Origin of the sequence: Streptomyces sp. NPDC058620, from assembly GCF_042717135.1 — a bacterium.
Classification (GTDB): Bacteria; Actinomycetota; Actinomycetes; order Streptomycetales; family Streptomycetaceae; genus Streptomyces.
Genome location: NZ_JBHXQO010000102.1, coordinates 1 through 11,598, shown reverse-complemented (window position 1 = coordinate 11,598; position 11,598 = coordinate 1). Strand labels below are relative to the sequence as shown.

Annotated in this window: 12 protein-coding genes; 4 read left to right on the top strand and 8 right to left on the bottom strand. The window is 71.4% G+C overall.

Annotated elements, in window-relative coordinates:
- From ACFWSK_RS36660 to ACFWSK_RS36650, 3 genes are all read right to left on the bottom strand, one after another.
- On the bottom strand, positions 1-794 hold a 794-nt coding region (locus tag ACFWSK_RS36660), incomplete at its 3' end, for a biotin/lipoyl-containing protein (protein ID WP_383796215.1).
- Between the two features lie 96 nt (positions 795-890).
- Entirely contained in the window at positions 891-2,279 is a 1,389-nt protein-coding gene (lpdA, locus tag ACFWSK_RS36655) for a dihydrolipoyl dehydrogenase (RefSeq protein ID WP_383796212.1), read from the bottom strand.
- A gap of 338 nt (positions 2,280-2,617) precedes the next feature.
- Positions 2,618-4,171: a leucyl aminopeptidase gene (locus ACFWSK_RS36650; RefSeq protein WP_383796209.1), complete on the bottom strand. Its 1,554-nt coding sequence runs from the start codon at positions 4,169-4,171 to the stop codon at positions 2,618-2,620.
- Between the two features lie 249 nt (positions 4,172-4,420).
- Between ACFWSK_RS36650 and ACFWSK_RS36645 the strand changes: the two genes are divergently transcribed.
- Together ACFWSK_RS36645 and ACFWSK_RS36640 are read left to right on the top strand one after the other, a co-directional pair.
- A complete protein-coding gene (locus tag ACFWSK_RS36645) occupies positions 4,421-5,269 on the top strand; it encodes an endo alpha-1,4 polygalactosaminidase (protein ID WP_383796206.1) in 849 nt (282 codons plus the stop codon).
- 86 nt (positions 5,270-5,355) lie between these two features.
- The gene (locus ACFWSK_RS36640; protein WP_383796203.1) at positions 5,356-5,805 is read left to right on the top strand and encodes a nuclear transport factor 2 family protein; all 450 of its coding nucleotides are present in this window, start codon (positions 5,356-5,358) and stop codon (positions 5,803-5,805) included.
- Positions 5,806-5,826: 21 nt separating this feature from the next.
- Here the strand turns inward: ACFWSK_RS36640 and ACFWSK_RS36635 are convergent, their stop codons facing one another.
- The 3 genes from ACFWSK_RS36635 to cobS all read right to left on the bottom strand — a co-directional run bounded on the left by ACFWSK_RS36635 (position 5,827) and on the right by cobS (position 7,911).
- Positions 5,827-6,102: a hypothetical protein gene (locus ACFWSK_RS36635; RefSeq protein ID WP_383796200.1), complete on the bottom strand. Its 276-nt coding sequence runs from the start codon at positions 6,100-6,102 to the stop codon at positions 5,827-5,829.
- 178 nt (positions 6,103-6,280) lie between these two features.
- Positions 6,281-6,754 carry a hypothetical protein gene (locus ACFWSK_RS36630; RefSeq protein WP_383796197.1) on the bottom strand — a complete coding sequence of 158 codons (474 nt, stop codon included), beginning with the start codon at positions 6,752-6,754 and terminating at the stop codon, positions 6,281-6,283.
- Between the two features lie 380 nt (positions 6,755-7,134).
- Positions 7,135-7,911 (bottom strand): adenosylcobinamide-GDP ribazoletransferase, encoded by a 777-nt coding sequence (gene cobS, locus ACFWSK_RS36625; protein WP_383796194.1) that lies wholly within the window; start codon positions 7,909-7,911, stop codon positions 7,135-7,137.
- Between the two features lie 87 nt (positions 7,912-7,998).
- On the opposite strand from cobS, the gene ACFWSK_RS36620 reads away from it, so the two are divergent.
- Positions 7,999-8,760 (top strand): hypothetical protein, encoded by a 762-nt coding sequence (locus tag ACFWSK_RS36620; RefSeq protein WP_383796191.1) that lies wholly within the window; start codon positions 7,999-8,001, stop codon positions 8,758-8,760.
- A 13-nt stretch (positions 8,761-8,773) separates the two neighbouring features.
- Here ACFWSK_RS36620 and cobT read toward each other — a convergent pair whose 3' ends face one another.
- Together cobT and ACFWSK_RS36610 are read right to left on the bottom strand one after the other, a co-directional pair.
- The gene (gene cobT / locus ACFWSK_RS36615) at positions 8,774-9,913 is read right to left on the bottom strand and encodes a nicotinate-nucleotide--dimethylbenzimidazole phosphoribosyltransferase (protein ID WP_383796188.1); all 1,140 of its coding nucleotides are present in this window, start codon (positions 9,911-9,913) and stop codon (positions 8,774-8,776) included.
- A gap of 139 nt (positions 9,914-10,052) precedes the next feature.
- Positions 10,053-11,255 carry a bifunctional adenosylcobinamide kinase/adenosylcobinamide-phosphate guanylyltransferase gene (locus ACFWSK_RS36610; RefSeq protein ID WP_383796185.1) on the bottom strand — a complete coding sequence of 401 codons (1,203 nt, stop codon included), beginning with the start codon at positions 11,253-11,255 and terminating at the stop codon, positions 10,053-10,055.
- Between the two features lie 86 nt (positions 11,256-11,341).
- Here ACFWSK_RS36610 and ACFWSK_RS36605 point away from each other — a divergent pair, with 86 nt between their 5' ends.
- Positions 11,342-11,551 carry a hypothetical protein gene (locus ACFWSK_RS36605; protein WP_382740657.1) on the top strand — a complete coding sequence of 70 codons (210 nt, stop codon included), beginning with the start codon at positions 11,342-11,344 and terminating at the stop codon, positions 11,549-11,551.
- Positions 11,552-11,598: the final 47 nt, after the last annotated feature.

The window sequence follows — 11,598 nt, the reverse complement described above, 5'->3', positions numbered from 1 at the left end:
GATGATGACGAGGCACCCGGTGCCGGAGCGGCTGCGGCGGGCGCCGGAGCGGCCGGAGCCGGAGCGGCGGGAGCCGGAGCGGCGGGAGCCGGAGCGGCGGGAGCCGGAGCGGCGGGAGCCGGAGCGGCGGGGGCCGGGGCAGCCGCCGGGGCGGCACCCGCGGCACCGATGACGGCTAGCTTCGCGCCGACCTCGGCGGTCTCGTCCTCGGCGACGACGATCTCCAGCAGCACACCGGAAACCGGGGCCGGGATCTCGGTGTCGACCTTGTCCGTGGAGACCTCGAGCAGCGGCTCGTCCTCCGTGACCTCCTCGCCGACCTGCTTCAGCCAGCGGGTGACGGTGCCCTCGGTGACGCTCTCACCGAGCGCCGGGAGGGTGACGTCGGTGCCGGAGGCGGCAGCCGCCGGTGCGGCGGCGGGAGCCTCGGCGGCCGGGGCCGGAGCCGCGGGAGCCTCGGCGGCCGGGGCCGCGGGGGCTTCGGCGGCCGGAGCCGGTGCGGCAACCTCGGCCGCGGGGGCCTCGGCGGCCGGAGCCTCGGCTGCGGGCGCGCCCGAACCGTCGTCGATGACGGCCAGCTCGGCGCCGACCTCGACGGTCTCGTCCTCGGCGACCTTGATGGAGGCGAGGATGCCGGAGGCGGGAGCCGGGATCTCGGTGTCGACCTTGTCGGTCGAGACCTCGAGCAGCGGCTCGTCGGCCTCGACGCGCTCGCCCTCGGCCTTCAGCCAGCGGGTGACAGTGCCCTCGGTGACGCTCTCGCCGAGCGCCGGAAGGGTTACGGAAACCGACATGGTTTCAGTTGCTCCTAACGATGGGATCTCCCCTGCTCGAGCGGAGTCGAGAGCTTGGGGAAGTGCGGAAGTCGGTCGTCGCGCCCGTTCGACTGGTCAGTCGTGGGAGTGGAGGGGCTTCCCGGCCAGGGCCAGGTGAGCCTCGCCGAGCGCCTCGCTCTGCGTCGGGTGGGCGTGGATGAGCTGCGCGACCTCGGCGGGCAGCGCCTCCCAGTTGTAGATCAGCTGGGCTTCGCCGACCTGCTCGCCCATACGGTCACCGACCATGTGGACGCCGACCACGGCACCGTCCTTGACCTGGACGAGCTTGATCTCGCCCGCGGTCTTCAGGATCTTGCTCTTGCCGTTGCCCGCGAGGTTGTACTTGAGGGCGACGACCTTGTCCGCACCGTAGATCTCCTTGGCCTTGGCCTCGGTGATGCCGACGGAGGCGACCTCGGGGTGGCAGTACGTCACCTTCGGCACACCGTCGTAGTCGATCGGCACGGTCTTGAGACCGGCCAGCCGCTCCGCCACCAGGATGCCCTCGGCGAAGCCGACGTGCGCCAGCTGGAGGGTCGGGGCCAGGTCGCCCACGGCCGAGATGGTCGGGACGTTGGTCTGCATGTACTCGTCGACGAGGACGTAACCGCGGTCCATCGCGACGCCGGCCTCCTCGTAGCCCAGGCCCTGCGAGACCGGACCGCGGCCGATGGCGACCAGAAGCACCTCGGCCTCGAAGGTCTTGCCGTCGGCGAGGGTCACGCGGACGCCGTCCTGCGTGTACTCGGCCTTGTCGAAGAACGTGCCGAGGTTGAACTTGATGCCACGCTTGCGGAACGCGCGCTCAAGGATCTTCGAGCTGTTCTCGTCCTCGACCGGGACCAGGTGCTTCAGGCCCTCGATGATGGTGACGTCGGTACCGAAGGACTTCCACGCCGAGGCGAACTCGACGCCGATCACGCCGCCGCCCAGGATGATCGCGGACTTCGGTACGCGGTCGAGCTTCAGCGCGTGGTCCGAGGAGATGACGCGGTTGCCGTCGATCTCCAGGCCCGGCAGCGACTTCGGCACGGAGCCGGTCGCCAGCAGGACGTGGCGGCCCGTGATGCGCTCGCCGTTCACGTCCACGGAGGTGGGGGAGGAGAGCCGCCCCTCACCCTCGATGTAGTGCACCTTGCGCGAGGCGATGAGTCCCTGCAGACCCTTGTACAGGCCCGAGATCACCTCGTCCTTGTACTTGTGGACGGCCTCGATGTCGATGCCCTCGAAGGTGGCCTTCACGCCGAACTGACCGGCCTCGCGGGCCTGGTCGGCGATCTCGCCGGCGTGCAGCAGCGCCTTCGTGGGAATGCAGCCGTTGTGCAGGCAGGTGCCGCCGACCTTGCCCTTCTCGATCAGGGCGACTTCCAGACCCAGCTGCGCTCCGCGCAGGGCCGCGGCGTACCCGCCGCTACCACCGCCGAGGATCACTAGGTCGAAAACGGTGCTGGCGTCGTTCGCCACGTCACGTCCTCCATGCATGTGCGCCGTATGCCGGGCCCCGTCGCTGGGGTGTGACCGGCCGGTCGGCTGGTGTTCGGCCGCTTTTGTTATTCGGCCCTGTGGTGGGGGCCCTGTCCTGCCGAGAACCCATCTTCGCACTTGTTGACGGTGGGCGGGACGCGGGGCCCGGGTCGGAGGCGGATGATCTACCGACTCGGGGGGTTACTGCTGTGTACATACATACGGATTTCGTCGTGGGTGAGATCCGTACGAGGCACGTGGGCGGCCGTGCGCGGCCATGGACATGAACGCGTACGGCCCCGGACGTATGCCCGGGGCCGAGGTCACGCGGAAGCGGCTCAGCCGAGGTCGCCGGCGGCGGTGCGCTCCGCCAGGCCGACCAGGGTGCGGACCGCGGATCCGGTGCCGCCCTTGGGCGTGTAGCCGTAGGGCGCGCCCTCGTGGAAGGCCGGGCCCGCGATGTCCAGGTGCGCCCAGGCGATGCCCTCGCCCACGAACTCCTGGAGGAAGAGACCGGCCACCAGGCCGCCGCCCATCCGCTCGCCCATGTTGGCGATGTCGGCGGTCGGGGACTCCATGCCCTTGCGCAGGTCGGCGGGGAGCGGCATCGGCCAGGAAGCCTCGCCGACCTCCTCGGCGATCTCGTGGATGGAGGTACGGAAGGCGTCGTCGTTCGCCATGATGCCGAAGGTGCGGTTGCCCAGGGCGAGCACCATCGCGCCGGTCAGCGTGGCGACGTCGACAATCGCGTCCGGGTTCTCCTCGGAGGCGCGGGTCAGCGCGTCGGCGAGGACGAGCCGGCCCTCGGCGTCCGTGTTGAGGACCTCGACGGTCTTGCCGCTGTACATGCGCAGCACGTCACCCGGGCGGGTGGCGTTGCCGGAGGGCATGTTCTCGGCGAGCGCGAGCCAGCCGGTGACGTTGACCCGGAGGCCGAGACGGGCGGCGGCGACGACGGCCGCGAACACGGCGGCGGCGCCGCTCATGTCGCACTTCATCGTCTCGTTGTGGCCGGCCGGCTTGAGCGAGATGCCGCCCGAGTCGTAGGTGATGCCCTTGCCCACGAGGGCCAGGGTCTTCTCCGCCTTGGGGTGCGTGTAGGCGAGCTTCACCAGACGGGGGCCGTGGGTCGAGCCCTGGCCGACGCCGAGCAGACCGCCGAAGCCGCCCTTCACGAGCGCCTTCTCGTCGAGGACCTGCACCTTGATGCCGTGCTCCTTGCCCGCGGCGGCGGCCACGGCGGCGAAGGACTCGGGGTACAGGTCGTTCGGCGGGGTGTTGACCAGGTCGCGGGCGCGGTTGATCTCCTCGACGATCGCGATGGCGCGCTCGGCCGCGGCCTTGAACGCCTTATCGCGCGGCTTGGTGCCGAGCAGTGCCACCTCGGCGAGCGGCAGCTTCGGGCCCTTGTTCTTCGCGCCCTTGGGGGCGAGCGAGTTCTCGCCGCCCTGGTAGGCGGTGAAGGCGTACGCGCCCAGGAGCGCGCCTTCGGCGACGGCACCGGCGTCCTCGACGGACGCCACGGGCAGCGCGAAGCCGGCCTTCTTCGAACCGGCCAGGGCGCGGGCGGCGGAGCCCGCGGCCCGGCGCAGCGTCTCGGCGTCGTACGCGTCGTCCTTGTCCGGGACCGTGCCGAGCCCGACCGCGATGACGACCGGGGCCTTGAGACCGGACGGCGCGGGAAGCTTGGTCACTTCGCCCTCGGCACCGGAGGCACCCAGGGTCTCCAGGACGGTGGCGAGCTTTCCGTCGAACGCCTTGTCCACGGCCTCGGCGCCCGGCGCGAGGACCAGGTCCCCAGACTTGGAACCAGCGCCCTTGGCGACGCCGACCACGAGTGCGTCGGCGCGCAGCGTCGCCGCACCGGCAGTGCTGAGAGTGAGAGCAGTCACGGTGGTGAAATCTCGCTTCCGTTGAGTTCAGTTGTCGGTCGAGGGGTGGGCCGACCGTGCCCGGCGCATCGTGGACGGCGCCGCAATGTGCCGGGAATGAGCCTACGCGCGCCTTTCCTGTTGCCTCACAGCGGCGGGCCGTCCCCGGCCCCGACCGGGTGTACGCCTCCCGCCGGTGGCCGGGTCCGGCGGGAAGGGGCAGCGCCAGTAGGGTCGTTGCCGGTGGGGGAGCGAGCGGGGGAGAGAACGATGCGGTGGCAGGGTCGGGTTCGGGGTACGGGGCCGTGGACATCGCTGTCCGCCGCCGTACCGATTCTGTTGGTTCTGCTCACCGCCTGCACCTCGGGACCGCCGGCCGCCGCCCCGGCCGCTGGGAAGAGCCCGGGGGCCTACTGGCGCCCGGAACCCGGCATCGACTGGCAGTGGCAGCTCTCCGGCCGGCTGGACCCCTCGGTGGACGCGCCGGTCTACGACATCGACGGCTTCGAGAACGGCGCGGCGGAGGTGGCGGAGCTGCACCGCCGGGACCGCAAGGTCATCTGCTACCTCTCCACCGGCGCCTGGGAGGAGTTCCGCCCGGACGCCGGGAAGTTCCCCGCGTCGGTGCTCGGCAAGGGCAACGGCTGGAAGGGCGAGCGCTGGCTGGACATCCGCCGCACCGACGTCCTGGAGCCGCTGATGGACGCGCGGATCGCGATGTGCGCCAAGAAGGGCTTCGACGCGGTGGAGCCGGACAACATGGACGCCTACCTCAACCCGTCCGGCTTCCCCCTCACCGCGGACGACCAGCTGCGCTACAACCGGCTGATCGCCCGCCTCGCCCACGCGCACGGACTGGCCGTCGGCCTGAAGAACGACCTGGACCAGATCCCGCAGCTGGAGCCGGACTTCGACTTCGCGGTCAACGAGCAGTGCGCCCAGTACGAGGAGTGTGACGCCGTCACCCCGTTCATCGAGGCGGGCAAGGCGGTTTTCCACGCGGAGTACGAGCTGGAGCCGGCCGAGTACTGCGCCGCGTCACGGCGGCTGAAGCTGAGCTCCCTGCGCAAGGAGTACGCACTCGACCCCTGGCGCAGGACCTGCCCCGCCGGCGACTAGGGCGTGTTGCGAAGGTGCTGACCGTGCCGCACAACGATGTCTGATTTCCGCGAGCAGGACGCGTCGTTGCTGATCATGCTGGCGGCATGACGATGTCATCCACTACAGACTCAGTGACAGTGCTCACCGGCATGTATGCAGCTGAGGCGGAGTACCTGGCGGCCGGAGGCCCTGGCGAGGCTTCGTTCGACTTGCTCGCCTCCTTCTTCGCGCCGAATGTCGAGTTACATCAAGCGGATGCTCTGCCATACGGAGGTACTTGGCGTGGGCACAACGGAATGACGCAGTTCTTCCTTGCGATGGGACAGGTCTGGGAGACGTTCGACATGGTGGAGCAGGAGTTTCTCGCCACCGGTGAGACCGCGGTCGTGCTGACTCAGGTCCGTGCTCGCGTTCGTGCGACTGGCCGTGAACTCAGCTTCCCGATCCTGCAAACGATCACGGTCAAGGACGGGCAGATCACCGAGGTCCGTCCGTTCTACTGGGACACTCAAGCTATCGCCGACGCCTGCGCCGCGTCCGCGCCGACAGACTGAGAACGCCTGCAAACCCGCTGGTCACAACCACTCGTTAAGGACTGTGACGAATACAGTCGCCTCGTAGCGGACGGCAAGTCTGTCGTACCTCGTCGCCACGGCCCTGTGGCGCTTGAGACGGTTGATTCCGCACTCCACGGCATGCCGCTCGCGGTAGTCGGTCGTGTCGAACTTCGGTGGCAGGCCGCCCCGGGAGCCGAGCGTCTGGCGGTCGCGAACCCGGTCCGAGGGCACTGGGATCGTCGCCTTGATCCCGCGTCTGCGCAGGTAGGCCCGGTTCTGGAGATCCCCTTTCACCGCCCCGGCGGCGTGTTGGTGGGCCCGGCAGACCGTGGAGTCATCCGGACCGGCGGACGGCCCGACTTGATGCCCGAAGGCGACAACAGCTCCAGCCGGGCCCACTGGCCGTTCGTCAGATCCCCACGTCCCACAGGATGTGATCATCCATGACCAAGATCCACTTTCGCAGCAGACCCTAGGCGACCCCGGAAGCGTCCTGGGACCGTCGCACGACGGCCGCCCCGCGCAGTGCGACGGCGCACCAGCCGGTCACCAGGAGCAGCGCGGCCGCGGCCAGGCCCGCGACTTCGAGGGGCTCCGGCCGCCAGCCCAGGGACAGCCGGGTGCCGATCATGACGGTGCCGAGGAGGACCTCCGACGGGGAGTAGACCGGCACCTCGGCCGCCACGAACCGCAGGATGGCGCCCAGCCCCAGGCCGATCACGGCCCAGGCGAGCAGATAGGGCCAGAGCGCTCCCGGCGCGGCGGGCGGCAGGCCGTACTCCTCCGGGCCGATGCGGAACAGGGCGCCCAACCACCCCAGCGTCACTCCGGCGGCGGTGACGAGCGCCGCCCACAGCGCATGGCGCCACAGCGGGCCGGACCGCACTCGCTCGTCCTCGTGCTCGTCCTGGGTGTCGACGGGGTACATGGTCTCAGGAAGATCCATCACACCCGTTGAGACGCTCACCGGCCGCCGAAAGTTGCGACGCGGACGGTGTCGCGAGCATGCCGGGGTCAGCGTCAGTGCTGTGGGGCACGGGGCGGCCGCCGTAGATCGGCAGCGTCCAGGGCTCGTCGGCGTCTGTATGGAGCGCATCGGCTGCGGCATAGAGGTCGCTGACGGCGGTTGATCGAGTGGGCGATGCCCGCTGCGTACTCGGCGATGTCGTTTTCCCGAGCCTCGGACATGAACGCAGTGAGCCAGGTGTGGTCGTCCCGGATCTCGGACTCAGCCACGGCGCGAAAGTGCAGGTAGATGCTCTACGACGAATCCCTCAGCTCTCTGGCCGTTCGGCCTGACAGGTGGGTCGTTCCAGGGGTGTCCGTCTAGAACGCCAGCACCACCAGGGCGGCCGTCGCGGCCGTCTCCTCCAGCGCGCCGAACACGTCCCCCGTCACCCCGCCGAAGCGCCGTACACAGTGCCGCAGCAGCAGGTGGGCGGCGCCCAGCGCGACCAGCACGGCCAGGGCGTGGTGCACGGCACCGTAACCGCCCAGCAGGGCGCCCGTGCCCGCACAAGCCGCGATGGCAAGGACGGTCACGATCACCGCACCGCCGAGCGGGACCGTGCCCGCCACCGCCGCTCCCAGGCCCTCGGGCCGGGCCGGAGGGACGCCCTGACGGGAGGCCAGGGTGAGCGCCAGCCGGGCGGCGACGGCGGCCACGACCGTGCCCGCGGCGCCGTGCGCCCAGCCCTGCCCGTACAGCTCGAAGAGGACGGCGACCTGCGCCAGCAGGACGAAGAGCAGCGTGATGACACCGAACGGGCCAATGTCCGACTGCTTCATGACGCGCAGTGCTTCCTCGGCGGGCTTCGCGCTGCCGAGACCGTCCGCGGTGTCCGCGAGGCCGTCCAGATGCAGTCCCCGGGTGAGGGCCGCGGGTATTGCGGCGGAGGCGACCGCAGCGAGCAGGGGCCCCGATCCCAGCAGCAGTGACAGGGTGCCGGGCACGGCCGCCAGCAGGCCCACGAGAAGCCCGGCGAGCGGGGCGATGAGCATGCCGGCGCGGGCGGTCTCGCGGTCCCAGCGGGTCACGCGGACGGGGAGCGCGGTGAGGGTGCCGAAGGCGAAACGCAGGCCGTGGCTGTTCAGGGAGGTCACCGCGCGCAGGCTAGCGGGTGTCCGTCACCGATAGATTGGCCGAACCGCCTCAAAGGCGCGCAAAGTGACGTATCGGGAGTGGGTGGCATGGGTCACTGGTGGCACCAGAACATCGTCGAGCCGGGCAAGCTGCCGATGCTCCTCGCCCTGAGCGCCTTCGTGCTGACGTTCGCCGTCACTCGCATGATCACGCGGATGATCCGGGCCGGGAAGGGCCCCTTCCGCAACGTCACGCCCGGCGGTGTCCACATTCACCACGTGGTGCCGGGGGTGGTGCTCACCGTGCTCGGCGGCTTCGGCGCGGTGGCCAGCGGCCGCGACGGTGTCGGAGCCGCGATCTGCGCGGTGATCTTCGGAGTGGGCGCCGGTCTGGTGCTCGACGAGTTCGCGCTGATCCTGCACCTGGACGACGTGTACTGGACCGAACAGGGCCGGCAGAGCGTGGAGGCCGTCGTCCTCACCGCCTCGCTCGTGGGGCTCTTCCTGGCCGGTTTCTCTCCGCTCGGGGTCGACGAGATGAGCGACGACGAGCAGCAGGACCGGCTGAGCATCGTCCTGACGCTCGTCGTCAACTTCGCCTTCGTGCTGGTCGCCCTGTTCAAGGGCAAGGCCCGCATGGCGGTCCTCGGCGCGCTGATCCCGTTCGTCGCCCTGGTCGGCGCGGTACGGCTGGCCCGGCCGACCTCGCCATGGGCGAAGCGCTTCTACCGGAACAGACACCGGGCCAGGTCCACGGCGGTGCTGCGCGCCTACCACCACGACCTGCGCTGGGCCGGTCCGCGCCGCAAGTTCCAGGACCTGATCGGCGGCGCCCCCGACCGGGTCCCGCTCCCCACCCGCAAACCCTGACCGCCGGAGGCCGTCAGGCGGTAGCCGAGTCCGCCTCCGCGGCCTTCTCGCCCGCTGCCCCGGTGCCCTCGACCGACTCGGTGTCCTCGGTGTCCTGGGTGTCTTCGACCTTCTCCGGTGCGCGCTCCGGCAGTTCCGCCGCCAGCGCCGCCGCGGCCTGCACCAGGGGAAGCGCGAGAAGCGCCCCGCTGCCCCCGCCCACGGTCACCCCGTGATCGAGCAGCGGCGTGAGCGCCATCCGGTCCAGCGCCTTGGCCTGCGCCGGCTCGCCGCTCGCCTGCCCCGCCAGCCACCAGTCCGGCGCCCGGAAAGCGGCCCGCTGCGCCACCAGGGCGCAGGCCGCCCCGACCACACCGTCCAGGATCACCGGCATCCGGCGGACCGCGCTCTGCAGCAGGAAGCCCGTCATCGCCGCCAGATCGGCGCCGCCGACCGCGGCCAGCAGCTCCAGCTGGTCGCCCAGCACAGGCCGTGCCCGGCGCAGCGCATCGCGGATCGCGGCGCACTTGCGCATCCACGCCAGATCGTCGATCCCGGCGCCGCCACGGCCGGTGACCACCGAGGCGTCCGTGCCGCACAGGGCCGCGACCAGGGTGGCGGCCGCCGTGGTCCCGCCGACGCTCAGATCACCGAGCACCACCAGGTCCGTGCCGGAGTCGGCCTCCTCGTCGGCGATCGCCATGCCCAGCCGTACGGCCTGCTCGGCCTCCTCGGCCGTCAGCGCGTCCTCGATGTCGATGCGCCCGCTGCCGCGCCGCACCCGGTGCCGTACGACGGACTCGGGCAGCAGCTCAGGATCGCAGTCCAGGCCGGCGTCGATGATCCGTACGGGGACCGAGAAGCGGCGGGCCAGGACGGCGACGGGGCTCGCGCCGTCCAGCGTGTCCCGCACGAGCTCGTACGTGGTGCCAGCGGCGCGGCCGGAGACATCGAGTGCCGCCACCCCGTGATCCGCGGCGAAGACCACCACGCGCGGCTGGTCGACCGGCCTGACAGGTACGGCCTGCTGGGCGGCCGAGAGCCATTCCCCCAGCTCGTCGAGGCGTCCGAGCGCACCGGGCGGCACGATCAGCCGCTCGCGTCGTTCCTCGGCATCGCGCCGTACGCCGCCGTCGGGGCGTTCGATCAGGTCGGAGAAGTCGTCCAGATTCACGGGGGTCTGCCTCGCGGGGTCGGTACGTGATGGCCGGGAACCCGGCGGCGGGCTCCCGGACGGAACAGTACCCGGCAGCGTTCTGACGCCCCATCAGGCGACCGTCCGGGAAACGCCCGTACGACCGCCCGAGCGCGGCTCACCCCCGCAGCACCAGCGCCTGCCCCGCCACCACCATCAGCACGTGCTCGCACTCCGCGGCGAACGCGGCGTTCAGCCGCCCCAGCTCGTCCCGGAAGCGCCGCCCGGCAGCCGTCGCCGGGACCACCCCGGACCCCACCTCGTTCGTCACCGCCACCACGGTCCGCCGGGTCCCGCGCACCGCGCGCACCAGCTCCGCGACCCGCGCCCGCAACGCCTCCTCACCGCTCCCGGCCCACGTCGCGTCGTCCCAGGCCCCCACCCGGTCCATCGCGTCGGTCAGCCACAGCGACAGACAGTCGATCAGCAGCGGGGGACCGTCCGCCGCCAGCAGCTCCGCCAGTTCGCAGGTCTCCTCCGTGCGCCACGCGGCGGGCCTGCGGTCCCGGTGCACCCCGACCCGTACCGCCCATTCCGCGTCCCCGTCCCGGCGTCCGCCGGTCGCCACGTACACCACCTCGGGGAAGGTCTCCAGCCGCTGTTCGGCCTCCAGCGACTTCCCCGACCGGGCGCCACCGGTCACCAGCGTGCGCCGCGGCACATCGGGCACGGCGTGGTACTCGCCCACCACCAGCGTCGTCCCGTCCGGCACGGTGCGTGCCCCGGCCGCCGCGAGCCGCCGGTCCAACGCGTCGCCGGGCGGTGCGTCGTGGTCCAGATGGACGGCGATCACCTCGGTCGCCGGCCCGATCGCCTCGACCGCGCGCAGCCGGGCCACCGCGTCGGGGCGCCCGATCACATCGCCCACCACCATGTCGTACGGCTCCGTAGCCCGGTCGGCGAGACCGCTGGGAGCGGCCCCCGGCGGCAGGTACAACAAGCACTCGCCCTCCGGTGACGTCACCTCGTATCCGGTCCCCGGCGCGTCCATCGGCACCGCCCGCACCCGGTGGCCGCTGATCAGCGTCAGCACCTGGCCGTCCGGCACCCGGCCGGCCGGCGGCAGCCCGGCGGGCAGTTCGAGGGCGGGCCCGTCATGGGGATGGGTCAGCAGCACCTGCCGTACGGCGGTGAGCGAATGCCCCGCACGGGCGGCGGCGAACACCGCCCCCGGGGTGAGATCGAGCAGCAGCGCGTCGTCGACCAGGAGCGCGGTCGCGGCACGCGCGCGCGCACCGCGGGCCGAGGCGCAGATGGCGCAGGGACATTCGGGCCGCGGCAGCCCGTCGGGGGCTCCGGTGCCGAGCAGAGTCAGTTCCACGTACTGATCCTCCCGTGTCCGGGCACCCCGTGCGCGCCCGGGCGAGGTACTAGGCTCTGGGCAGCAACGTGACCCAGGAGGCGGACATGGCGTGGACGTGGCGGTTCGAGAAGTCCGACGGTACGGAGACGGAGCCGGCGCTGACGCCGGACGAGTTCACGACCCAGGGCGATGCGGAGTCCTGGATCGGTGAGTTCTGGAAGGAGCTTCTGGAGGGCGGGGCGGAACAGGTCACGCTCTTCGAGGACGCGACGAAGATCTACGGCCCCATGAGCCTCTCGGCCGACCAGGGCTGACGCTCCGTCCCCGTACCCGGCCGCCGGACAGGCCCGTGCACCGGGCC